This window comes from Chitinophaga sp. CF418, assembly GCF_900142925.1.
Classification (GTDB): domain Bacteria; phylum Bacteroidota; class Bacteroidia; order Chitinophagales; family Chitinophagaceae; genus Chitinophaga.
Genome location: NZ_FRCN01000001.1, coordinates 593,342 through 617,001, shown reverse-complemented (window position 1 = coordinate 617,001; position 23,660 = coordinate 593,342). Strand labels below are relative to the sequence as shown.

Annotated in this window: 20 protein-coding genes; 6 read left to right on the top strand and 14 right to left on the bottom strand. The window is 47.1% G+C overall.

The window, feature by feature from the left end:
- Positions 1 to 34: 34 nt before the first annotated feature.
- The 7 genes from F3I09_RS02540 to dprA all read right to left on the bottom strand — a co-directional run bounded on the left by F3I09_RS02540 (position 35) and on the right by dprA (position 9,987).
- Positions 35 to 2,677 carry a PKD domain-containing protein gene (locus F3I09_RS02540; RefSeq protein WP_149693463.1) on the bottom strand — a complete coding sequence of 881 codons (2,643 nt, stop codon included), beginning with the start codon at positions 2,675 to 2,677 and terminating at the stop codon, positions 35 to 37.
- A gap of 2 nt (positions 2,678 to 2,679) precedes the next feature.
- On the bottom strand, positions 2,680 to 3,465 hold the full coding sequence (locus tag F3I09_RS02535; protein ID WP_188133656.1) for an alpha/beta fold hydrolase: 786 nt from the start codon (positions 3,463 to 3,465) through the stop codon (positions 2,680 to 2,682).
- A 16-nt stretch (positions 3,466 to 3,481) separates the two neighbouring features.
- Complete coding sequence (gene lnt, locus F3I09_RS02530) at positions 3,482 to 5,086, bottom strand: apolipoprotein N-acyltransferase (protein ID WP_149693461.1); 1,605 nt, start codon at positions 5,084 to 5,086, stop codon at positions 3,482 to 3,484.
- Between the two features lie 269 nt (positions 5,087 to 5,355).
- A complete protein-coding gene (gene guaB / locus F3I09_RS02525) occupies positions 5,356 to 6,828 on the bottom strand; it encodes an IMP dehydrogenase (RefSeq protein ID WP_149693460.1) in 1,473 nt (490 codons plus the stop codon).
- Between the two features lie 94 nt (positions 6,829 to 6,922).
- Positions 6,923 to 7,651: a DUF3307 domain-containing protein gene (locus tag F3I09_RS02520; RefSeq protein ID WP_149693459.1), complete on the bottom strand. Its 729-nt coding sequence runs from the start codon at positions 7,649 to 7,651 to the stop codon at positions 6,923 to 6,925.
- 1 nt (position 7,652) lies between these two features.
- A complete protein-coding gene (locus F3I09_RS02515; protein WP_149693458.1) occupies positions 7,653 to 8,282 on the bottom strand; it encodes a transcriptional regulator in 630 nt (209 codons plus the stop codon).
- 595 nt (positions 8,283 to 8,877) lie between these two features.
- Entirely contained in the window at positions 8,878 to 9,987 is a 1,110-nt protein-coding gene (gene dprA, locus F3I09_RS02510) for a DNA-processing protein DprA (protein WP_223233109.1), read from the bottom strand.
- Between the two features lie 55 nt (positions 9,988 to 10,042).
- Between dprA and F3I09_RS02505 the strand changes: the two genes are divergently transcribed.
- Positions 10,043 to 10,858 carry a 5'-nucleotidase, lipoprotein e(P4) family gene (locus F3I09_RS02505; protein ID WP_149693456.1) on the top strand — a complete coding sequence of 272 codons (816 nt, stop codon included), beginning with the start codon at positions 10,043 to 10,045 and terminating at the stop codon, positions 10,856 to 10,858.
- Between the two features lie 342 nt (positions 10,859 to 11,200).
- On the opposite strand, the gene F3I09_RS02500 is transcribed toward F3I09_RS02505, so the two are convergent.
- The 4 genes from F3I09_RS02500 to pckA form a co-directional block, all read right to left on the bottom strand.
- A complete protein-coding gene (locus F3I09_RS02500) occupies positions 11,201 to 13,096 on the bottom strand; it encodes an OmpA family protein (protein WP_149693455.1) in 1,896 nt (631 codons plus the stop codon).
- Positions 13,097 to 13,176: 80 nt separating this feature from the next.
- Positions 13,177 to 13,806, bottom strand: coding sequence for a 7-carboxy-7-deazaguanine synthase QueE (locus tag F3I09_RS02495; protein WP_149693454.1), 630 nt, complete (start codon positions 13,804 to 13,806; stop codon positions 13,177 to 13,179).
- A 121-nt stretch (positions 13,807 to 13,927) separates the two neighbouring features.
- The gene (folD, locus tag F3I09_RS02490) at positions 13,928 to 14,815 is read right to left on the bottom strand and encodes a bifunctional methylenetetrahydrofolate dehydrogenase/methenyltetrahydrofolate cyclohydrolase FolD (RefSeq protein WP_149693453.1); all 888 of its coding nucleotides are present in this window, start codon (positions 14,813 to 14,815) and stop codon (positions 13,928 to 13,930) included.
- A gap of 164 nt (positions 14,816 to 14,979) precedes the next feature.
- Positions 14,980 to 16,581, bottom strand: a complete 1,602-nt coding sequence (gene pckA, locus F3I09_RS02485; protein ID WP_149693452.1) for a phosphoenolpyruvate carboxykinase (ATP) — start codon at positions 16,579 to 16,581, stop codon at positions 14,980 to 14,982.
- Positions 16,582 to 17,038: 457 nt separating this feature from the next.
- Here pckA and F3I09_RS02480 point away from each other — a divergent pair, with 457 nt between their 5' ends.
- The 5 genes from F3I09_RS02480 to F3I09_RS02460 all read left to right on the top strand — a co-directional run bounded on the left by F3I09_RS02480 (position 17,039) and on the right by F3I09_RS02460 (position 22,241).
- Positions 17,039 to 18,331, top strand: a complete 1,293-nt coding sequence (locus F3I09_RS02480) for an aminopeptidase P family protein (protein ID WP_149693451.1) — start codon at positions 17,039 to 17,041, stop codon at positions 18,329 to 18,331.
- Between the two features lie 84 nt (positions 18,332 to 18,415).
- Entirely contained in the window at positions 18,416 to 19,189 is a 774-nt protein-coding gene (locus F3I09_RS02475) for a phosphatidylcholine/phosphatidylserine synthase (protein ID WP_149693450.1), read from the top strand.
- 47 nt (positions 19,190 to 19,236) lie between these two features.
- Entirely contained in the window at positions 19,237 to 19,482 is a 246-nt protein-coding gene (gene purS / locus F3I09_RS02470) for a phosphoribosylformylglycinamidine synthase subunit PurS (RefSeq protein ID WP_149693449.1), read from the top strand.
- A gap of 106 nt (positions 19,483 to 19,588) precedes the next feature.
- The gene (rsmI, locus tag F3I09_RS02465) at positions 19,589 to 20,257 is read left to right on the top strand and encodes a 16S rRNA (cytidine(1402)-2'-O)-methyltransferase (protein WP_149693448.1); all 669 of its coding nucleotides are present in this window, start codon (positions 19,589 to 19,591) and stop codon (positions 20,255 to 20,257) included.
- Between the two features lie 97 nt (positions 20,258 to 20,354).
- Positions 20,355 to 22,241, top strand: coding sequence for a M1 family metallopeptidase (locus F3I09_RS02460; RefSeq protein WP_149693447.1), 1,887 nt, complete (start codon positions 20,355 to 20,357; stop codon positions 22,239 to 22,241).
- A gap of 167 nt (positions 22,242 to 22,408) precedes the next feature.
- Here the strand turns inward: F3I09_RS02460 and F3I09_RS02455 are convergent, their stop codons facing one another.
- The 3 genes from F3I09_RS02455 to F3I09_RS02445 are packed head-to-tail and all read right to left on the bottom strand — an operon-like array spanning position 22,409 to position 23,621.
- A complete protein-coding gene (locus F3I09_RS02455; protein ID WP_223233108.1) occupies positions 22,409 to 22,657 on the bottom strand; it encodes a hypothetical protein in 249 nt (82 codons plus the stop codon).
- The gene (locus tag F3I09_RS02450) at positions 22,657 to 23,052 is read right to left on the bottom strand and encodes a hypothetical protein (RefSeq protein WP_188133655.1); all 396 of its coding nucleotides are present in this window, start codon (positions 23,050 to 23,052) and stop codon (positions 22,657 to 22,659) included. The genes F3I09_RS02455 and F3I09_RS02450 overlap by 1 nt, the downstream gene beginning before the upstream one ends.
- An 11-nt stretch (positions 23,053 to 23,063) precedes the next feature.
- On the bottom strand, positions 23,064 to 23,621 hold the full coding sequence (locus F3I09_RS02445) for an RNA polymerase sigma factor (RefSeq protein WP_149693446.1): 558 nt from the start codon (positions 23,619 to 23,621) through the stop codon (positions 23,064 to 23,066).
- Between the last annotated feature and the right edge of the window lie 39 nt (positions 23,622 to 23,660).

Sequence of the window (23,660 nt, the reverse complement as noted above, 5' to 3'; positions counted from 1 at the left end):
ACAGTTGATAGTATGTAATTAAATGAAGTATTTTCTATCTGACGAGAGTAACTGTTCCTTTTCTTATTACTGTTTCGTTGTTTACATTTTTGCCTTGCACTACCCAAACGTAGGTGCCTACTGCTGCCGGCGATCCGTTGAAGTAACCGTTCCATCCCTGCAAATACTCTGTGGTGCTGTACATCAGCTTTCCCCAGCGGTCATACACGCGGAAGAAGTCCATCTGTACGATGCCTACGGGTAGTGGACGGAAAATGTCGTTTTGCCCGTCGCCGTTAGGAGAGAAGCCTGTCGGTACATAGATGTCGGGGCCTACTATAAAACGGACCTTGATATCGTCTGTGCCGGAACACCCTTCTTCCGTATAGACAGTGACGGTATAGGTAATATCGTGGTTGACGGTAGTGACCGGATTGCTGACATTCGGATTATTCAATCCATCTACGGGTGTCCATTTATAAGTGGAGCCACCGGAAGCATTCAGCTGGAAAGGCTGGTTCAGCATGGCGATGGTATCGTTGCCGGCAAAAGCGGGCACCGGAGGTACTACATTGACCAGTACGGTGTCGGAGATAGGTTTCGGGCAACCCAGTATATCTCTCACGGTAACGATATATGTAGTGGAGTCTGTTGGTCTGGCGATAGTAGTGGCGCTTTGCGGAGAAGTGAGTGTTGCTGTTGGCGTCCATTGATAGTAGGTGCCTCCCGATGCTCTCAGTGTTAACTGCTCGCCATAACAGATGGTGGTATCTTCACCAGCATAAGCCACTGGCGGATCTACTACTTCCAATGCTACCTTATCCTCACCGAAGCAGTTACCAAGGTCTCCCCGCACCCTGTAGGTTGCTGAAGGGCCGGGAGGTACGATGGTCACGACAGGACCAGTACCTATCACCGTATTGGTAGAATCGTACCAGGTAAGCGGATAATTGCCATCAGGGAATGCCTGGAGGTTCACCTCATCACCTGTACATACAACACTGTCAGGCATCGTTGTTACTACCAGTTTGTCTCTCACGTCAATGGCAACCCGCTTGCTGTTGATACAACCTGTTCCGTCTGTGAAGGTGACGGTATAGGCGGTATCCAGCCTTGGAAATATTGTCGGATCGGCAGTATTGGCGTTATTGATATTATATGAAGGAGCCCATGTATATGTTCCATTCACCACATTCCCGTCCACAACGCTTTCTGCGTGCAGCTGAATGGAGTTTAGGTAACATAGTAGTGTATCTGGCGTAGTGGCCAGTGGTGGTTTGTCATATATAATAAGGTCTGAGGTATCAAAACGTTCACATCCCCGTTCTGTTTTCAACTGTAGTACCACCTGGTAATTGCCTGGTCCCGGGTATTGGAAACGCGGGCTTTTCTGGAGTGAGGTATCGGCCTCGGAAGTCGTTACGCCAAAGTCCCAACGGTAATAATTGATATTGTCGGTAGTGCTGGAGGTGGTGGAATTGTTGGTGAAAGTGGTGGTCGTATTACTACAAAGTCCACTGAGGTTCACGTTTGGCCGCAATAAAGGATACACATAGGCGGTTGCTGTCGCCATGTCGCCGCAGTTACTGTTTCTGTCCACCCACAATTTAACGGTATAAATGCCATCCTGGGCGTAAGTATGTTGTATGGGGTCGGTACTGTTTGTAAGCAGTGTATCACCATCTCCGAAATCCCATTCATAGGGTTTGCCTTCTGTACTGTAATTGAGGAAGGTGATGGTGTAACCGGAGCAGTCATTATACTTTTCCGGCATAGAGGCGACGACAGCCTTTACGCAGGTGGTCACATTCACATGGAAATCCTTTCGATGGATGCCCAGTAGCTGGCCGTTCCGGTATTCGTAGGCGCAGACGGTCAGCACATATTTTCCCGGATCGGGTGCAATACCGGAAATGATGCCCGTTTGCGGATCTATGGTAGCTCCGGCTCCCAGCGGACTGCTGCCGGAGTAAGGACTTTTATATGGAACTGTTCCGTAAGGAGGAGCAACGGCGGCAGGCGGTATGCCTGACTGTCCGGTGGTCTGTCCGCCACCATAAGCATCACAGAAGGAATATACGATCTGGTCTCCGTCGATATCGGTTGCAGAAAAGTCGTAAGTGAATTTTTTATTGGCACATACCAGTACTGCCTCATCTTTCGTAAAAGTGGGGCTTGAGTTAGTCAGTTGACCGTTTTCACCTGGTAGTTCTGTGAAATAGGTAGCGCCGTTTCCTGGCCTGTTTTGTTCGTTGTTCGGATCTCTCGTGTCGATGAGATTTTCGATGGTATTATCCCGGCAGCAACTCTGGAAGGAGACGGTATATCCCATTGAACTGACAGGAACGGTGATAGTTTGTACATATATACCTATCTGGAAACAGATGCTGGGTGGATTGAGGATACAGGGATCCACCTGTCCCAGTTCCCTTTGTTCTTTACTGGCACGTGGTACAAGTATGGTACTGTACGATGCATTCGTTGCTTTGCTGAAAATAGCGAAGTAAACAGACTCCGGTAATTCTGCTATATTCTGTCCGCTGCCACAGATGCGGAACAACTTCAATGTTACCTGATAGGTCAGGTTGTCTCCATTGCGGCTGATGTATTTATACGACATTTCTCCCCCGATGATGTGGGAGGCGTGCGTCGCGTATCCAAAGGAAAGAATGATAAGCAGTAAAAGGGTTCTTTTCACGTTCAATATTGTTGGCAAAAAAGAATAAACTGTTTCAATAGCTGTTCGCTGGCTTCCGGAACCTCCCACATGCCCATATGTCCGGTGTCTTCAAATATGTATATGCTGCTGATGCGCGGCAGGGATACCTGTGGCAGCACATTCTGCATGGGGACGGCGTTATCATCTTTGCCTATTACAAACAGGACAGGTACGGAGATAGATGATAGCACTGTTGTCCGGTCAGGGCGTTGCATCATTGCTTCATAGTAAGCTACCTGGGATGACTGCGGGCATTGCAAACACATCTGAATATACGACTCTATTTGTTCAGGATGTTGCTTTTTATGGGCGGGGCCGAACATATTAGGCATTGTCTGTTTCACAAAGGCCTCGTTGCCATATTTCTCAATCATATTGATAGATTTCCGCCGGGCTTCTTTCTTTTCTTCGTTGTCCGGTGCGGCGGTAGAATGGAATAATCCCAGTCCCTGCAGGAGGGAGGGATATTTTTCTGCCAGCGCCAGGGCTACGTAGCCGCCCATGGAATGACCTATCACTACTGCTTTGGAAATGCCTTCCGCTTTTAAAAGATCCTTTACATATTCAGCCATACTTTCCATGCTCAGAGTGCCTGTTGCCGGCGTATTGCCTGTACCGGGAAGGTCAGGCGCTATTACATAGAATTGTTCGCTTAAGGCTGCCAGTTGTTGCTGCCATATCTGGTTGTTCTCAGAAAAACCATGTATCAGCAGCACTGCTGGTTTATTCTTTAGATCGCTATTTTGGGTAGAAGGTTTAGTGGACACGTGAAATAATTTTGGATCAGGAATTAGGCACTGAAAATCTGAACTTTAGATAGAAACTATACAATATCATTACTATACAGAAAGCGACGGCCGCTTTGGATATAAGATCCCCAAACCTGACGTAGAACGTAAATGTATCGCCTGGTGTTACATTGCCTACTATAACTCCTTCTTTCCAGTATGGTAATGGTTGCTGCATCGTACCCATGGGGTCAATGATACAGGAGATGCCTGTGTTGGCGCTGCGGGCTACCCAGCGCCGGGTTTCTATGGCCCTCAGGCGGGCATATTGTGCATGCTGGCGATGACCTTCGGTATTGCCCCACCAGCCATCGTTGGTAATGACAAACAGTAGGTTGGCGCCTCTTCTTACATTCTCTGCCACAAACTCGCCATAAACAGATTCGTAACAGATAGTGGGCAATACTTTAATATGTGTACGGTTGTTTTCCAGCAGTTCAACTCCTGGTGTCTGACCATATCCTCCTGTAATACCGCCCAGATCCAGCGCCAGTTCCTTCATAAAGGAGAGATAACGCACATAGGGTATTATCTCCACGCCGGGTACCAGCCTGGATTTATGATATATCTGTGCGGCGTAGGAAGTGTCCAGCTGGATAGCTGAATTGAACGCGTCAAACCTGAGCGTACCGTCTTCCGTACTGCGGGCCATTTTAGGCGCTTCATCTATCTCATAGCGTTTCAGGGTAGTGGCGCCACTCACCAGTGTTGCCTGGGGGTAACGTCTCAGGAACTGCCTGATCCGCTCTGTCTCGTCTTCATAGGCCAGTTTATTTTCCCACACGCCATGTGTAAATAACGCAGTTTCCGGCCATATAATATATGCGGTGGTATTATCGGTTTTCTGAGCGGATAAAGCCAGCAGTTTATCCAGCTGGAGCCCTTCGTTCTCCTCGGCAAATTTGTCGTAAGGGTCAATATTTGGCTGAACGATCACCACTCTGGCAGCAGGGCCTTTAGGCGCCTCGAAACTATATTGCACCAGCGAACTGAGTAAGAATGGGATCACAATAGCGGCCGCAGGTTGCCAGCCTGTTTTCCACAGAAAGGTACCCAGTGGCACGGGGTATTGTTTCCGCTGCAGCCAGGTATGATAGATAAGGATATTACAAAGCAGTATCCAGAGGGTACCACCGCTTACGCCGGTATATTCATACCACTGTATCCATCCCGGGTGCATGGCAAAGGCATTACCGAGGCTGAGCCAGGGCCAGCTGAATTCCCAGTTGAGATGGATATATTCGAACGTCAACCAATATACTATCAGGGCAAAATAACCGGCTGTTTGTCCTACCCTTACCCGCGTGCGGTGATATCCCAGCAGGGGGATACTCATCAGCAGCGTATTGATCAGGTTAGCCGCCACACCGCTAAGCGGTACGGTAGTATTGCCTACCCACCAGGTAGTGGCCACATTCCAGAGGAATAATGTCAGGAAGATACAGCCAAAATACCTGCCCCGGTGTGCTACAAGATCTGTTATCCGCAACAGGGGGATAAAGGCAATGAATATCAGGAAGGTAAGGGGAGAGGTTGGCCATGCGGCCCATAACAGCAATGCACCGGCAAGGCTTAGTAGTATGGGTAACCAGCGGTTCATAGTCAATTGATTTTGTACGCAGTTATCCACGGTATGCAGATAACCGTAATATGATTTGTTTGTTCGCCCGGTTAGACGGACAAGAAAGCGCGAATATAAAAGTAGTACAGGAAATAAATTATTAAATAATAAAAAGCCTCCTGGCTCTGTTGCAGGAGGCTTTTATTATTATGTTGAGCAGTGACGATCAGGCATCAGTTATTGTTTAACTGTATATGGTGTATCATCAGCTACTTCCGGTCATTTTGTTTGCTAAACCGTAGCGGAGATTATCTGCTGTAGTTCGGCGCTTCTTTGGTGATCACTACGTCGTGCGGGTGATTTTCCTTCACAGTAGCAGGAGAGATCTTGATGAACTGAGCTGCTTGCAGCGCTTTTACATCTTTGGAACCGGTGAGGCCCATACCTGCACGCAGACCGCCAACGAATTGCTGGATCACTTCAGACAACATACCCTTGTAAGGTACGCGACCTACGATACCTTCCGGTACCAGTTTCTTGATATCGTCTTCTTCCTGGAAATAGCGGTCCTTGCTACCTTCTACCATTGCTTCCAGGGAACCCATTCCACGGTAGGATTTGAATTTACGGCCTTCGTAGATAATAGTTTCTCCGGGGCTTTCTTCCACACCTGCGAAGATGGAACCTGCCATGATGCTGGATGCACCTGCAGCCAGGGCTTTTACCATATCACCGGTGTAACGGATACCACCGTCAGCGATCACCGGTACACCTGTTTTCTTCAATGCTTCAGCAGCCAGCATTACAGCGGAGAGCTGTGGGAAACCAGCACCTGTTACTACGCGGGTAGTACAGATGGAACCGGGTCCTACACCTACTTTTACTGCGTCTGCACCTGCATTAGCCAGTGCCAGTGCGCCTTCGCCGGTAGCTACGTTACCAGCTATCACTTCCAGTTTAGGGAATGTTTTCTTGAGTTTCTTGAGACTGTTGATAACAGCGATGGAGTGACCATGTGAGCTATCGAGACAAACTACATCCACACCTACATTGATCAGTGCCTGTGCCCTGTCCAGTACATCGGGAGTGATACCGAGAGCGGCGCCTACCAGCAGACGGCCATAGGCGTCTTTTACAGCATTGGGATAGCTGGATACCTGGAGGATGTCTCTGTAAGTGATCAGGCCTACCAGTTTACCATTTTTGGCAACTACTGGCAGTTTTTCTATTTTATTCTGCTGGAGGATCTTTTCTGCTTTTTTCAGATCAGTTCCTTCAGGAGCAGTGATCAGGTTCTCGGAGGTCATTACTTCACTTACCAGGCGTTTGTGGTTTCTCTCAAAACGCAGGTCACGATTGGTAAGAATACCTACCAGCTTATTGCCATCATCAATAATTGGAATACCGCCGATGCTGTTTTCTTTCATCAGGCGGAGCGCTTCTCCGATGGTTGCATTGGCATGCAGGGTAACCGGGTCGAGTATCAGGCCGTTTTCACTGCGCTTTACTTTTCTCACCAGTTCTGCCTGTTTTTCAATGCTCATGTTTTTATGCAGAATACCAATGCCTCCCTGACGAGCCAGTGAAATGGCCAGGTTAGCTTCAGTAACAGTATCCATGGCAGCAGACACCATTGGTATGTTAAGGCGTATGTTTTTGGTAAGTTGCGTTGAGATGTTTACGTCTCTGGGTAGTACCTCAGAGTAGGCAGGAACCAGAAGTACGTCGTCAAAGGTAAGTCCGTCCTCTACAAATTTCGGTTTTGATTTTCCGGCAGGCATGTTGCAACTATTTGTCAGTTATTAAATAATTGCACGCAAATGTACGCCTATTTAGGCAAATAGAAAAATGTTGATGAAACGGGTGATGTGAAGTTTACATTAACACGGTTAGTAAATAGCTGCTCAGCAGCCCTGTCATGATCGCAATGAAGAAGCTCAGGAATGTGCCTATCACCACATATTCAGTCAGTTTGGTCTCTTTGGGTTCTTTCAGATCTCCGAATCTGAAAACGGATTTAGCGGCTAAGAGGAAACCTACACCTTCCCATCTGCCCATCAGTATAAAGGTCAGTATCATCAGGCGTTCCAGGAAACCGATCCATTCACCGGCATCCTTTAATGATTCTATGGCTGATATATGCTGATTGGGGCTGCTGTTGGGCGTCCAGCGGGATATAGTGTTTTTTGTGATAATAGATGCTGGCTTCAGCACAAACAGGCAGGCAATACATATAATAAGGCCTTTGACGGTAATGAGGTCTGTATAGCGCCATGTTATGTTTTCATGAAATGACCAGACGATACCTATAACAAGCAGGTGCGCCAGCTGATCTCCGAAAAACCAGGCTCTCTGATAAGCAGGTTGCTGGAATTGCAGTTTTACACCATCTATCAGCAGGTGAGTGAGCATAATCAGGAAAGCGATCTTCCAGTTAGCAAAATTCCATGTCACCAGTAATATGAGCCAGAAATGAATGAGGACGTGTATATAGAGGTATGGAGAACGCCATTTCAGCGATTCTTTGTTGGTCACCCATTTGTTGTTCTGCAGGAAAAAATCACCCAGGATATGCGCTAAAAATAGTTGCAGAAAGAGTATCATATCATGTATGCGTTTTTGAAATACATTCTTTAATACATTTTCGGTAGAAACTCTCCAATGCCATCACTTCCTCATAATGGGCCCTTTTCTGGCCCTCACTAATGGTAGATTGTGTGCGTCCGATCTGATCGCCCAGCTCTTTCTGTGAAAGTTCACGGTTCGCAATAGATATGGCTACAAGTTGTGCCGTTGCAGGCGTCCATTTATCCAGTGCAACAGATGCCAGCCGGAACATCAGGTTCAATTGCGTATCCAGTTCCGGCCACGGACTTTTGATACTTAAACGTTGTTTTTGCTTTTTTAATTCTTCAAACGTTTCCCCCGAATAAACAAAAACCGGTCCGTTTGATTCAGTGATGTTCGACGCACTATAATTTTTTTCGCCGATGCCGATGCCTATCCTGACATCCAGCTTATCTATCGACTTTATACAGGCTTTGATACGAATGGCTGCCAGCAATGCCTTCCATGGTTTGCTGATCTCTAGCTGGAAGCTGTCCCCTCTGAATATCTCCCACGTCTTTGGTGATTTCCCCCATTCTCCGAGCAGCTCTTTTAAAGGATGCAGCCAGATAGTCGGATCGTTTTGCCCCCGTGAGTTGATAATGTCGCCTGTAATGATGCTGGTCATACTATAAATATCGGTTATTTGGCCGATATTCTAAAATATCGGTTGATTTGCCGATAATCTGGAATATCGGTTGTAGGGACGATAATTTAGAGAAATCGGTGAATTGACCGATGGGATAATTAAATCTGATGGTTTTATCCCTCTGTTATGTCTTACCTAAGGTGGGCAACCTACCAGATAGATAGCAAAACAACCTGAGAGAAGAAGCAGAGAATAAGGAGAGAACAAGCAGAGAACAAGCAAACAGACAGGAACAAGGGATGAACGAGCTATAATGTGCTCTTAAAGCTCCTGAGAAACTACAGGTAGGTGGCCGCCCTGAAATATTAACGCTCCGGTAGGAGCGGTGTTTGTAGCCCCGGGTTTCAACCCGGGGGTAACATGTACCTAACGCAACCCTGCGCCCCACAGGTACCCTGAAATATTAACGCTCCGGTAGGAGCGACGGTGTTTGTAGCCCCGGGTTTCAACCCGGGGGTAACGTATACCTAACGCAACCCTACGCCCCACAGGTGCCCTGAAATATTAACGCTCCGGTAGGAGCGGTGTTTGTAGCCCCGGGGTTTCCACCCGAGGGCGTCTGTTGGCGTCGCCCCTAATTTATCACCTGATATTTCTGACCGGGCAAGCCCTTCAATACATGCTGCATTTCCAGTTTTAATACCAGCGAAGTAACCTGACTGCCGGGTAAATAGCTCTCCCGGCGGAGCTGATCTATATGTTTTTCATCCTTCCCTGTAAAAAGCGTCAGGATGTGCTGCTCTGCCTCATCCAGGGTTACAAACAATTCCCGTTGGGAGGCTGGTTGCATTTTAGAAGGGCGGTTATGGTCCCATCCCATCACCTGCAACAAATCGGCCGCACCGGTGATCAGCATGGCCCGGTTTGTTTTGATCAGTTCATTACAGCCGGCAGCATGCGGATCGCCAATCCGGCCGGGAATGGCAAAGACGTCTTTATTGTAACTATTGGCGATATCTGCAGTGATGAGTGAACCTCCTTTCAGGCCGCTTTCCACTACAACGGTTGCATCCGCAATACCAGCTACAATGCGGTTGCGCATTGGGAAATGTTGTTTGTCAGGTTGTGTTTCACTGAGGAATTCTGTGAGCAGTCCGCCGTTTTCGACCATCGCCATAGCGGTGCCTTTATGTTGTGGAGGATAGATGCGGTCCAGCCCATGCGCCAGTACACCAATGGTAGGAATACCATGCAGCAGCGCCTGCCTGTGAGCGATAATGTCTATACCGTAGGCCATACCGCTGACCACTATTACGTTGTGCTCAGCCAGATCTTCCACCAGGCTTGCACATATTGCCTTACCATAATCTCCCGGCGCACGCGTACCTACAATACTGACTATTTTACCGGCATTCAGATCAGCATTGCCCTTATAATACAACATCACGGGACTATCAGCGCAATGCTTCAGCCGTTGTGGATATTGCGCACTGGTATAAAAGACCGGCTGTATATCATGTTGCTCTATATATTCAATCTCGCGATCTACCTGTTCATAGTCACAAAATTGGAGTATAGCAGCGGCCCTTACAGCGCCGATATCGGGAATGTTCTCCAACTCATGTTTACTGGCTGCAAAAACAGCACTGGCTGAATGAAAATGTGCGAGTAGTTTTTTGGCGACAATATCTCCTATTTGTGGAATTTGTGTAAGAGCCATCTGGTGGCGTAATTCCTCCTGCATATTGCGTATTTTTGCGGTTAACATATCTAAGTTAAAACTTCTTCTGTTTACTCCCATGCAATACAAAAATATTTTACTCACATGTGCATTGCTTGCAGGAATGATTGCCTGTAAGACTACGCAGCCACCTGTTTCACAGGCGTCATCATCTACCATCCTGCAACCTTATGGTCCGGCCTGGGCCGCCCTATGGCAGCAGAAAGCAGCGGAATATAAAGCGCTGTGTTTTCAGGCTTATAACATTGCAAGAATAAGACTTGATGAGAGTCTTTCACAACCGGCTACACTGCCGCCTGCAGTCGTTACAGATATCGATGAAACAGTTCTGGATAACAGTCCGTATACTGTGCATACCGCTTTGAGAGGAGAAGGATATGCAGAGAAAACATGGATGGAATGGACGGCAAAAGCCGCTGCAGATACTGTTCCCGGCGCATTGTCCTTTCTGCAATATGCTGCATCGAAAGGTGTGCATGTTTTTTACATTACTAACCGCTCAGAAACAGAACGTGCGTCAACGTTACAGAACCTGCAACGCTGGCATTTTCCTGATGCTGACAATGAACATCTGTTCCTGAAAACAACCACCTCAGGCAAGGAAAGCCGCCGCCAGCAGGTAGCGCAGACACATCATATCATTTTACTGATGGGAGATAATCTGAGTGATTTTGCAGCGATCTTCGATAAACAACCTGTTGACAAACGTGAGCAGATTACACAACAATCCGCAGCTGATTTTGGTAAACGGTTTATTGTATTGCCTAATCCAATGTATGGAGATTGGTTGCCGGCGATGTTTCAGTATGATTATAAACGGAGGCCGGGAGCGCTGGATTCTTTGCTGAGAGGGCAGATGAGGGATTATAAATGATGCCGGCTGACCCGCTCCGGAGGAGCGATGTATTGTGCGCCCGGGTGATAACCCCGGGTAATTGTTATTACCGGCGTTATGAATTCCAGGGTTGGAACATTGTATTATTGACACGGGGTTATCACCGTAATACAAATCCCCGGGTTGATACCCGTGTCGTGAAATCCCCGGGTTGATACCCGTATCGTGAAATCCCCGGGTTAACACCCGGGGCTACAAACACGGGGCTCCTGACGGAGCCTATTGTGTTTTGTTGAATGCATTATCACCCACAAAAAAAACAGGAATAACGCATTGAATGAACAGCGTTATTCCTGTTTTTAATTTACGTTTAGCCGTTCCTTACAGCTTCAATATCTTGAATTCCGTTCTTCTGTTTGCAGCCCTGCCTCCCGGAGTATCATTCTCTGCTACAGGTTGCGTTTCTCCGTAACCTTTCGCCTGCAATCTTTCAGCCGGGATGCCTTTATCCACAAGGTATTTCACCACAGCCTGTGCACGGCGTTCAGACAGGATCATATTGTCCTTATCATTACCGATATTATCAGTGTGTCCGCTGATCTCTACGATCAGGGATGAATTTTCCTGCATCAATCCAACGAGTCTGTTCAGCTCAATTTCAGAGCCTGGTTTGAGGTTGAATTGTCTGGTATCAAAGAAGATATTGTACAACACCATTACAGCACTTGTATCCAGTGGTACCAGAGGAATATCCCTGACGAACATGGAATCGTCTGTCTTATTTTTCAGAGAGAAGTTATCAGAGTAGAACAGGTAGCCTTTGCGGTTTACGTTGAAGGCATAGTCTTTACCTGTTGGCAAAGGTATCAGGTAGTTACCTATTTTGTCTGTGCGTATAACAGCGGCTGTCTTTCCTGTTTCCAGGTCAGTCAGTTCCACATTACCTACGAGACGGCGTTTGGTTTTGGCATCGTACACATAACCTCTTACAAAGAGTGTTCTCAACGCACGTGCTTCCGGATATAGTTCGAAGGTATAGATGTCCAGTTGTCCGCGGCTGTCAGATCTGTCTGATGCGAAATAAGCAGTTTTACCGTCTGCCGCTACAATCAGGCTGGCGTCTTCGTCTACAGTGTTGATCGGATACCCGAGATTGACTGCTGGTCCCCAGCTGCCATCAGGCTGGCGGCGGGAAAAGAAGATATCCATATCACCAAATCCCGGATGTCCGTTGGAAGCGAAATATAAAGTCTGATTGTCGGGATGTATGAAAGGAGTGGTTTCGCGGCCTGGCGTGTTGATGTTCGAATCCAACCGCTCCGGGAAGCCCCATTTACCATTGGGCTGTAATTTGCTCATGAAGATCTCTGAACCGGCATCCGCAGTTTCACGGGCAAAGTACAGGGTCTGTCTGTCTGCGGAAAGGCTGGGTTGTGATTCCCAGTCGCGTGTGTTGATAGGAGAGCCCATGTTCATAGGTTCTACCCACAGTCCTTCTTCTGTTCTGATGGTGTAATAGATATCGCAACTGCCTCTTCCTCCGGGGAAGTCACAACCGGTGAACACCAACATATTGCCATCCTGGGAGATATTCTGTGCACCTTCGTTGTTTGCAGTATTTACAGGAGAGCCGAAGCCATAGGCCGGCATCCAGCCAAGACTGTCGTCTTTTTCAGACACGTAAAAGTCTTCATTCTTGCTATTCACACGACGGGTGAAAACGAGTGTTTTGCCATCAATGGTCAGGGACGGGAAATATTCCGGATCCTTGGTATTGATGCTGTCTCCCATGTTGCGCGGTTTGAAAGGAACCGGTTTCGCCGCAGCTTTTGCTGCGAAAGTGTAAGCTTTCTGGAGTGCTTCTGCTCGTGCACTTTTGGTTTTGTTAGTCTGAATGTACAGGTTGACGTTGGCCAGCGCTTCGCTGAACCGTCCTTCACCCGCCAGTGCTTTGGAATAAGACAACATAGCAGGCCTTGTGGAAAGGCTGTCAAGTCTTTTTAGTGTTTCGTAGTTGATGATGGCTTCCTTATATTGTTTCATTTCCGCGTACGTGATAACCATCTGACCGTAGGCGTCTGTAAATCCGGGTTCCTGTCTTACAGCGTCTTTCAGCAGATCAATAGCATCTGTCATACGGTATTCCCTTACCGCCATCTGAGCATCATCAAAAGTTTTCTGTGCTTTTTTCTTCGCGTTCTCATATGTTATGACCTGGGCGTTCAGCTCCAGGCATAACAGGAAGCAACTGCTCATCAATAGGAAGACTCTCTTCATAACTTTTTAGATTGGCTAGGCCGCCAATATATGAAAAAAAGCACAAATGTAAGGCCTTAAAATGATGTAGGGTAAAGGTTTTAAGGTACATTGATGTATTTATGCACCTGCAGCGAGAGCTGCCATTTGGGGTTCTCCTTGATGTAGTCAATGATCAGCGGAGTGATCTGGGCTGCGCGGTCCCATTCCGGCTGCAGGTAGAGCTTGCAGTGTGGGCCTGCCAGCGCCGCATATTTTTCCGCCCAGGCGAAATCAGTTTTGTTGAATATCACCACTTTCAGCTCATGGGCCAATCCACAGATCTCCGGGAGGGGGGCCTTGAATTTCTTGGGGGAGAGGGTGATCCAGTCCCAGTGCCCGCTTAAAGGGGAGGAGCCGGAAGTTTCCATATGGGTACGGAAACCTTCCTGGTGGAGCGCGTCTGTCAATGCGTCCAGGTTGTGCATCAGGGGTTCTCCACCGGTGATCACAGCTATACGGCCGGGATGTACGGCTGCATCCTGTACAAGGTCACTGATAGCGATCAGTGGGTGGCGGGAAGCATCCCAGCTGTCTTTTACGTCACACCAGTGGCAGCCTACGTCACATCCGCCCAGGCGTATAAAATACGCAGCCTGGCCCTGGTAGTTACCTTCACCCTGCAGGGTGTAGAAACGTTCCATGACAGGAAGCTGAAGAGATGTTGCGATATCGGCTGTTGTTGTTGACATTTTGCAAAGGTACGTAAATGGGGGCGATTCACTGACGGATCGGTTCCCCGGAAATGCAGAACGCTTAACGCTTTATAAGCCGCCTGGCGTACAAAGTGTTAAGCGTTTTACAGGATATTCTTTAGTTCATGTTTACTTTCTGACCCAGAGAGGCGTGGTAGGTGTTTTTCAGCAATGCTGCTATGGTCATAGGACCAACACCGCCCGGTACTGGAGTGATGAAGCTGGTTTTTGGCGCTACAGCGTTGTAATCCACATCACCAACCAGTCTGAAACCGCTCTTTTTGGTAGCATCTTCGATACGGTTGATACCTACGTCGATCACTACAGCTCCTTCTTTCACCATATCAGCAGTAACAAAGTTCGGGCGACCGATAGCTGCCACGATAATGTCTGCCTGGAGACAGATCTCTTTCAGGTTTACTGTCTGTGAGTGGGTGAGCGTTACGGTGCAGTTGCCCGGATTAGCGTTACGGCTCAGCAGGATGCTCATAGGCGTACCTACGATGTGGCTGCGTCCGATCACTACCGCATGTTTCCCTTTGGTAGGGATGTTGTAGTGTTCCAGCATCAGCATAATGCCGTAAGGAGTTGCGGGAATATATGTAGGCAGTCCTGCCACCATTTTACCAACGTTCATCGGATGGAAGCCATCCACATCCTTGCTGGGATCAATGGTGTTGATCACCAGTTCTTCGTTGATATGTTTAGGAAGAGGAAGTTGTACGAGTATACCGTCAATATCTGCATTTTCATTCAGCAGTGTGATATTGTCCAGTAAATGCTTTTCAGAGATTTTCGCGTCGAAGCGTAAAAGAGTGGAGTTAAAACCGATCTCGGCGCAGGATTTCACCTTAGATGCCACATAAGTTTCGCTGGCCGGATTGTTGCCAACCAGGATGGCTGCCAGGTGGGGGACTTTTTCGCCCAGCGCTTTCAATTCAGTTACCTTATCTGCCAATTGGGCTTTAACAGCCGCTGAAACAAGTTTTCCGTCTAAAATTTGCATGCGCAAAGGTAGGTATTTCCTTTCAAGTTCCGCAAAACAAGTTCCCTGTCATCAATAATGAAAATAATGAATAGGTCACTTGTTTTGCGACAGACAGCGTCTGTACATCGGTGAACTTGTAATAAGTAGTGGAAATTTTAAAGGCAGGTAGAATGCCAATATAGCTAAATTCTCGGAGATGCGGATAAAATTTCCGGTGTCGCCTGATCGGCGTATTTCTCAAAGTTGTGTATGAACTTATGTCCCAGCGCATTAGCCTGTTTATCATATGCTGCTTTATCGGCCCAGGTATTAATTGGGTCCAGCAATTCTGCGGGTACACCCGGACATGATTCAGGAATGGAGAAGCCAAAAACAGGATGATCCTTATACGCCAGCTTGTCCAGTTGTCCTTTCAGGGCTGCAGCTACCATGGCGCGGGTGTAGGACAGTTTGATACGCTGTCCGGTGCCGTATGCGCCTCCAGTCCAGCCGGTATTGACCAGCCATACTTTTGCTTTATGACGGCGTAATTTTTCTCCCAGCATAGCCGCATACTTAACGGGATGCAGCGGGAGGAAAGGAGCGCCAAAACAGGTACTGAACGTAGTTGTAGGTTCGGTAATACCTGTTTCCGTACCGGCCACCCTGGCTGTATAACCAGAGATGAACTGGTACATGGCCTGCTCCGGCGTCAGCCGGGAGATAGGCGGCAATACACCGTATGCATCGCAGGTCAATAAGAAGATATTTTCGGGAACGCCGCCGATGGATGGTATCAGGGCATTGTCGATATAGTGTAGTGGATAAGACACACGGGTATTTTCCGTGATGCATTTATCCGCATAATTCACATCTGTAGTGCCTGGATGACAGATTGTGTTCTCCAGCAGCGCACCTTCACGGATGGCATGAAAGATCTGAGGTTCTTTTTCTTCACTCAGGTCTATACACTTGGCATAACATCCGCCTTCAAAATTGAAGATGTTGTCTGCAGCCCATCCATGCTCATCGTCGCCAATCAGCTTACGGTCAGGATCCGCACTGAGAGTGGTTTTGCCGGTACCACTCAATCCGAAGAAAATGGCGGTATCGCCCTGTTCTCCCTGGTTGGCAGAGCAGTGCATGCTCAACACGCCATGGTCATGTGGCAGTATATAATTGAGGATGGAGAATATACCTTTTTTGATCTCGCCGGTATATGCTGTTCCGCCGATAATGATCATTTTCCTGGTGAAGTTGATCATGGCAAAATTATCCTGGCGGGTGCCGTCTGTAGCAGGATCTGCCAGGAAGCCCGGCGCCTGGATAACGGTCCATTCCGGCTGTATATAATCCAGCTCTTCTTCGGCAGGGCGGAGGAACATGTTGTAGGCGAACAGGTTCGCCCAGGGCGTTTCCGTGATCACTTTGATGTTCACACGGTAGGCCGGATCAGCGCAGGCATAACCATCCCTCACCCATACATCCTTGCCTGTAAAGTAACGGGTGATCTTGTCATACAGCCTATCAAAACTACCAGGGTTAACCGGAATGTTGAAATCATTCCAGTTAACTGTAGTAGCCGTAAGCTCATCTTTCACAATAAATTTGTCCTTGGGAGATCTACCGGTAAATTGACCGGTATTTACGGCAAGCGCGCCGCTGCTGGTGATTGTCCCTTGTCCTGAAGCAACCGTTTGTGCAATCAGTTCAGCTGGCTCCAGTTGATAATAAATATGGCTTGGTTGCCGGATACCTAACTCTAATAGGTCGGCAACAGGATTCCTTACACTGCTGACTTGCATAGTAAGATTGTTTTGGTGTAGTAAGCAAATCTAGGCTTTTTTTGATATTATCAAATTAAAGGCTGCAGATTTGACTAAATTTAGAAATTGTAACTGCTAAATGGATATTTGTTTGAGAAATATCTAAAATGGATCTGGCTGTTTTGCAGGAAATGGTAAAGAAATAAGCGGTTACTATACACTTATTCTTACATCGTACAATGGTATATTTCATTATATTACAGCCAGGTAAATGTTATCCGATATTTATTTCTATCTCTTTTTGAATTCCACCTGAAAAGTTTTTGGGTCCCAGACCATAGAAAATGCGCTTTATGTTCTCGCGTAACATAGAACAAGCGGTCATATAATAATATGGATGGGAGAAGCTACAAGGCTATAAAAGAGAAGGTGTTGCTTATTGTGAAATTTCAGTAGGTTTGACGCGCATTTACATACACCGCCGTAAAAAAAGAATATGAAAAATTTACCATTAGACTCACAGATCTTCATAAAGAACCGCCAGCGCTTTATTGCAGAAATGCAGCCCCAGTCCATCGCTATCATCAATTCTAACGATGAGCTGCCCACCAATGGGGACGCACTTCATAAGTTCCAGCAGAATGCAGATCTGTATTGGCTGACCGGTATAGAGCAGGAGGATACGATGGTTATATTGTACCCCGATAATCCGGATCCTAAATACAGGGAAGTGCTGGTGCTGGTACGTCCGAATGAACTGAAGGAAAAGTGGGATGGGCACCGGTTGAGAAAAGATGAGGCTTTCGCCGTTTCCGGTATCTCTACAGTAGTATGGCTGGACTCCCTGGACGCTTTACTGCAGCCCTGGATCCATGATGCCACCAATATTTACCTGAATACAAACGAGAATAACCGTAAATCCAGCCTGGTGCCTGTAAGGGATTACCGCTATGCGGATGAATTACGTAATCGTTACCCTTTACACAATTACCTGCGTGCGGCTGTTATATTCAAGAAACTGCGTGCCGTTAAGTCTGCTGAAGAAGTGAAGGTGATCCAGCAGGCCATAGACATTACGGAAAAGACCTTCCGCCGCCTGTTGCAGTTCATCCGTCCCGGTGTATGGGAACATGAGATCCACGCTGAGATCCTGCATGAGTTCCTGCGTAACAGGGCAGACGGGGAGGCGTACAGTTCCATTATCGCCAGTGGCGACCGCGCACGTATCCTCCATTATATATTTAATAACCAGGAGTGCAAAGACGGGGAACTGATCCTAATGGATTTCGGGGCAGCCTACGGTGGCTATAATGCGGATCTTACACGTACCGTACCGGTAAATGGTAAGTTCACCGCCCGCCAGCGCGAGGTATACGATGCCTGTCTGCATCTGCATAATTATGCAAAATCCATCCTCAGGCCGGGACTGACTATCGCAAAATATCATGATATGATAGGTGTGGAGGCAGGAAAAGAGTTTGTGAAGCTCGGCCTGCTGAAAGAAGGAGATATCAAAAACCAGGATCCTGAATCACCGGCATACCGCAAATACCTGTATCATGGTATTTCCCACCATCTTGGCATAGGTGTGCATGACCTGGGACCATCTTTCTTCCTGCCTATTCCGGAGAACGCTGTAATGACAATAGAACCCGGTATCTATATTGAGGAAGAAAAAATGGGTATCCGCATTGAGAACAATGTATGGTTGACAGCCGGCGGCAATGTGGACCTCATGAAGAATATTCCGATCACTGCTGAGGAGATAGAGTCGTTGATGAAGAAATAGTGTATATATTTACTAAATATTTAATGCTAAAAATGTGCGATCGTCTATGGATATAATTTCCATAGGCGATCGGCTTGAATACAAATGAAGCAACTACCTAACATCCTTACGCTCAGCAACCTTTTTTGCGGCGCCCTGGCCGTTATTTATATCCTGCATGCTCCGCAGTACATTGCGGAGTTCAACGGCGTAGAGTATACTATTACCAATCCGGAGCCCGTTTACTGGGCTTCTGCCATGGTAGTACTGGCCGCTTTATTTGATTTTACCGATGGATTGGCGGCAAGGTGGCTCAAATTGCAGTCGCCTTTTGGCCGGGAGCTGGATTCCCTGGCGGATGTGATCAGCTTTGGGCTGGTACCGGGACTGATGTTGTTCCGCCTGTTGCGCAGTGCTTATATGCGTATGCCGGATGTATTTGACGTCTCTTATGTAAACCTGGCGCCTGCACTGCTGGTACCCTGTTTTGCCGCTTACAGACTGGCGAAGTTCAACCTGGACACCCGGCAGTCAGAGAATTTTATCGGGATACCCACGCCGGCAGTCGGATTGCTGGTTGCCTCTTTCCCGCTGATAATATTGTACAACCCGTTCAACCTGGCTCACTGGCTGCAGAATATATGGGTGCTGTATACCATCATAGCCCTGTTATGTTACCTGATGGTAGCGGAAATACCCATGCTTAGCCTGAAGTTTAAAAGCCTGCAACTCAGGCCTAACTGGGCCCGTTTAGTGTTGGTGGCACTGTCGGTAGCAGGTATTCCTGTGCTGCAATTTGCCACCGTGCCTTTTGTCTTTGTGTGCTACGTTCTGCTGTCTCTTGTGTCAAAACCTTCTACCGGTAATGCCGTTAAGTAGTTGTTTTTTGCGATTTATATCTTAGGTTTGCGTCAAAATTTTTAAAAATGACGTTTACTGCACATATTAATGTGATGCCGCTGAAAGAATTACTGGACCCTCAGGGTAAGGCGGTAATGAGTGGTTTAAAGAACCTGGGCATCAACAATGTACACGACGTAAGGATTGGCAAACATATCACCTTGCAGATAGATGCTGCTACCAAAGAAGAAGCTAAACAACTGGCTGAAGTGGCCTGTCAGAAACTGCTGGCTAACCAGGTAATGGAATCTTTTGAAATAAGCATCCAGTAAAAAATCAGCAATTACGGATTACGAATGTCGAATTACGAATGAGCCTTAGCATCTATGATCGTCGCTGCATGTCATTCGTAATTCGTAATTTGTAATCCGCAATTGTATGAAGTTATATCTTGTTCCTTCTCCTATAGGCAATCTGGCCGATATCACCTACCGCGCAGTCAAAGTACTGGAAGAAGCGGACCTGGTGCTGGCAGAAGATACCCGCACCTCAGGGATATTATTGAAGCATTACAACATCAATAAGCCCATCACCCCCTACCATCAGCATAACGAGCATAAAATTCTGCAACACCTGGTACAACAGCTCCAGGCTGGCAAAACCATGGCCCTCATCACGGATGCAGGTACACCGGGCGTTTCCGATCCGGGCTTTCTCCTGGTACGTGAGTGCACCAGGGCAGGCGTGCCTGTGGAATGTCTGCCAGGCGCCACCGCCTTTGTGCCGGCACTGGTTAACAGCGGTATCCCGATGAACCGTTTTTCTTTTGAGGGATTTCCACCCCTGAAAAAAGGACGTCATACCCTGTTTACCCAGCTGGCTACGGATGAGCGTACACTGGTATTTTACGAATCTCCTCAGCGCCTGGTCAGAACGCTGGCCGACCTGATAGAATATTTCGGACCGGACCGTCAATGCTGCGTTAGCAGGGAACTGACCAAGATGTTTGAAGAAAATAAACGAGGTACCTTACAGGAGGTACATGATTATTTCAATGAGAAAGGGGTAAAGGGAGAAATAGTCCTCATTGTGGAAGGTAAGTCATGAGACCCGCTTGTCAATTTCATGTGAATTCATATCGATAATAAACTTAGATTAACGTCAGATCAACGTAACTCAATTTAACGCAAATAAGAACTTAAGGATGACGCAAACGAGAGTAACGAAATGTCTGCTGGCATGCCTGCTCATTGCCGGCTGGCAACGCACAGCGGCTCAGTCAGACCGTTGGCAGCAAAGGGTCAGGTATGTAATGGACATCAATATGGATGTTGCTACTCACCGCTTTAGCGGCAAGCAGAAACTGCAATACACCAACAATTCGCCAGACACACTATTTAAGGTATTTTATCATCTTTACTGGAACGCATTCCAGCCTAACAGTATGATGGATGTTCGCAGCCGTGAACTGGGAAAAACAGTGATATACAGAGACAAAAACGGTAATGAAAGACGTGACTGGGATGGCCGTGTGACAGACCGTATCTCCAAACTGCAGCCCGACCAGATAGGTTATCAGAAGATACTCTCCCTGAAAAGAGATGGCGTCAGCCAGCAATACAACGTTATCGGTACTATCCTTGAAGTGCCGCTGGCTAAGCCGATCCTGCCCCATACCACCACCACGTTTGATATGGAGTTTGAAGCGCAGGTGCCGGTACAGATCCGCCGCAGCGGCCGTAACAACTCCGAAGGTGTGGATTATTCCATGGCGCAGTGGTATCCTAAAATGTGCGAGTATGATTATGAAGGATGGCATCCTACACCTTATATCGCCCGCGAATTCTATGGCGTATGGGGTGACTTTGATGTGAAGATCGCTATCGATAAAAAGTTTGTCGTGGCAGCTACCGGATATCTGCAGAATCCTAACCAGATCGGATACGGCTATGAAATGACCGGTACCAGGGTACTGCGTCCGGCAGGCGATAAACTGACCTGGCATTTCGTAGCACCTAACGTACACGACTTTGTTTGGGCAGCTGATCCTGATTATAAACACATCACTCAGCAGGTAGATGGTTTTACGGCTCACTTCTTCTACATAGAGAATGACATGACCAAAAATACCTGGCCGCAATTAGCCAAAATGATCCCTGATGCATATCAGTACATCAAAACGCATTATGGTCCTTATCCCTACAAAAGCTATTCCTTCATCCAGGGAGGAGACGGCGGTATGGAGTATCCAATGGCTACCCTGATCATGGGTAATGGCAAAATAGAAGGCTTATATGGTCTGGCTGCACATGAATGGATGCATACCTGGTATCAGGGCATGCTGGGGACAAATGAAAGCCTCTATCCATGGATGGATGAAGGGTTCACTACTTTCGCAGAAAACAATGTTGTGTATCATACATTGGACTCCCTGAGAACTCCTTCTCCCCAGACAGGTTCATACAATGGTTATTTCTCACTGGTAAGAAGTGGTTTTGAAGAACCTTTAAGTACACACTCCGATCACTATAACAGCAACTATGGTTACAGCCAGTCGGCATATTCAAAAGGCGCTGTATTCCTGGAGCAGCTGGGTTATATCATTGGTGCTTCCACGCGTGACAGAGGGCTTTTGAGATATTATTGGGAATGGCGTTTCAAACATCCGAATGTGAATGATTTCATCCGCGTGATGGAGAAAGAAAGTGGTATACAACTGGATTGGTACAAGCAATACTTTGTATATACTACCAAGCATATTGATTATGGTATTGATACTGCATTTGAAAACAATGGAAAGACTATCGTAAGGCTGCAACGTATCGATAATATGCCAATGCCGATCGATCTGCTGATCACCGCTAAGGATGGTAAGAAAGTAATGCATTATGTACCGATGTCACTGATGTTTGGCTCCAAACCTGATGAAGACAGCAGTATACCTCGCGTAGTGCATGACTACTGGCCATGGACAAACAGAACTTACGATGTGGAAGTGGATATGCCGTTGAGTGAGATTGTGAAGATCGAGATTGATCCTGGTGAAAGAATGGCGGATACGGATAAGAGTAATAATGTGATGAAGTTATAGAAGGTAAATAATTTCAGATGAGAACAGGTTGCTTTTGAAAGAAGGCAGCCTGTTTTTTTGTGCCCATACCTTGTCATTATTAAGTTTCAGGTAACAAACAAAAAGGCCGTTCCTTACGGAACAGCCCCTCTATGACAATAGTCTATCTATCTAAAAAAACAAGCGCACTATTCCAGTACATCACAGTCAAACCCCTGTTTCTTCACAAACGCTATCACATCATCTTCCTGCACTTTCATTTCCGTGATGCGTAATACTTTATCGCAGTCTTCCAGGTCAACATGGCAATGACCTACTTCAAATCTGTTACGGATAGCCTGCAGTATATTTTGCCTGTCTTCCTTTGTAGCTATATTGGTTTTGAATATACCTATCATGGCAAATGGTGTTAAATAGTTTACAGCTAAGCCTTGCATTAGAGATTTGTTTCTGTTTTCTGTTGATCTTTTGGTTCATTGTAAAAGCCTTCGTTTCCCCAACGGTTAGGCATACCACAGCGGCGTAACTTCTCACGCAATTTCTCTCTTTCTTCTTCAGACATATTCTCCATTCTCTCCATCATTTTCCTGCGCCATTGTTGTTTGGCACGCATGCCCCATGGGCCGCTGCCATTACCATGCCATCCGAAGATCAGCTTACCGAGCAGGCAAAGGCCAATGGCCTGCCAGAAAGTAATGAGCGGACCGTGGAAAAGGTCTGGTATCAGCCAGTTCCAGAGAAATTGTACGGCGAAGCCAATGAAACAAATGAAGATGGCACCAAGTACCAGGAACTTGAACACATGCACAATCTTCGGAGTACGACGTTTCATATATAATGTTTTTAATCTTTTAAAAGTTCTTTGTACAGTTCCGCCAGCCGTTCACGTAAGTACAGCACTGCATATCTTTTTCTGGATAATAAGGTATTGACGGATATACCTGTTTCGGCAGACATCTCCTTAAAGGACTTGCCTTCTATCTCATGTTGCAGAAACACCATGCGCTGATCCCCGGGCAATTCATCAATAGCTTCCATAATAGACTCGGCTATTACTTTACGGGTCATGGGCGCATCACTTAGCGCACCCGGGTCGGCTATCATTTCTGAAAGGAACAGGGTCTCCTCTCCATCCTGCTCACGGGTATGCTCGCTGAAGGTGGATTCACGTTTCTTACGGAACCAGTCGGTGATCTTATTACGGGTTACAGTGAACAGCCAGGCAGTGATAGAATCTATCTGACTACCCAGGCGGGAATATTCTGTAAACTGGTAAAAAACGTCCTGTAATATATCTTCCGCGTCAGCCACATTATTCACCCGTTTCCGGATAAAATGGAGTAAGCGTTTGCGCTCCTGCCGCACCGTTTCCTGGATGCGCTCATTTTGTTCTGCAGCCATAGCCAGAGGCGTTTTTTTAAGGAGCAATTCTTTCATCTT

Coding starts and splice junctions, on each gene's coding strand:
- F3I09_RS02475 (WP_149693450.1), top strand. CDS start 18,416: ATGAAGCAACTACCTAACATCCTTACGCTCAGCAACCTTTTTTGCGGC.
- F3I09_RS02480 (WP_149693451.1), top strand. CDS start 17,039: ATGAAAAATTTACCATTAGACTCACAGATCTTCATAAAGAACCGCCAG.
- folD (WP_149693453.1), bottom strand. CDS start 14,815: ATGCAAATTTTAGACGGAAAACTTGTTTCAGCGGCTGTTAAAGCCCAA.
- rsmI (WP_149693448.1), top strand. CDS start 19,589: ATGAAGTTATATCTTGTTCCTTCTCCTATAGGCAATCTGGCCGATATC.
- dprA (WP_223233109.1), bottom strand. CDS start 9,987: ATGCAGGAGGAATTACGCCACCAGATGGCTCTTACACAAATTCCACAA.
- F3I09_RS02520 (WP_149693459.1), bottom strand. CDS start 7,651: ATGATACTCTTTCTGCAACTATTTTTAGCGCATATCCTGGGTGATTTT.
- purS (WP_149693449.1), top strand. CDS start 19,237: ATGACGTTTACTGCACATATTAATGTGATGCCGCTGAAAGAATTACTG.
- F3I09_RS02445 (WP_149693446.1), bottom strand. CDS start 23,621: ATGGCTGCAGAACAAAATGAGCGCATCCAGGAAACGGTGCGGCAGGAG.
- F3I09_RS02495 (WP_149693454.1), bottom strand. CDS start 13,806: ATGTCAACAACAACAGCCGATATCGCAACATCTCTTCAGCTTCCTGTC.
- F3I09_RS02455 (WP_223233108.1), bottom strand. CDS start 22,657: ATGCAAGGCTTAGCTGTAAACTATTTAACACCATTTGCCATGATAGGT.
- F3I09_RS02500 (WP_149693455.1), bottom strand. CDS start 13,096: ATGAAGAGAGTCTTCCTATTGATGAGCAGTTGCTTCCTGTTATGCCTG.
- lnt (WP_149693461.1), bottom strand. CDS start 5,086: ATGAACCGCTGGTTACCCATACTACTAAGCCTTGCCGGTGCATTGCTG.
- guaB (WP_149693460.1), bottom strand. CDS start 6,828: ATGCCTGCCGGAAAATCAAAACCGAAATTTGTAGAGGACGGACTTACC.
- F3I09_RS02515 (WP_149693458.1), bottom strand. CDS start 8,282: ATGACCAGCATCATTACAGGCGACATTATCAACTCACGGGGGCAAAAC.
- F3I09_RS02450 (WP_188133655.1), bottom strand. CDS start 23,052: ATGAAACGTCGTACTCCGAAGATTGTGCATGTGTTCAAGTTCCTGGTA.
- F3I09_RS02505 (WP_149693456.1), top strand. CDS start 10,043: ATGCAATACAAAAATATTTTACTCACATGTGCATTGCTTGCAGGAATG.
- F3I09_RS02460 (WP_149693447.1), top strand. CDS start 20,355: ATGACGCAAACGAGAGTAACGAAATGTCTGCTGGCATGCCTGCTCATT.
- pckA (WP_149693452.1), bottom strand. CDS start 16,581: ATGCAAGTCAGCAGTGTAAGGAATCCTGTTGCCGACCTATTAGAGTTA.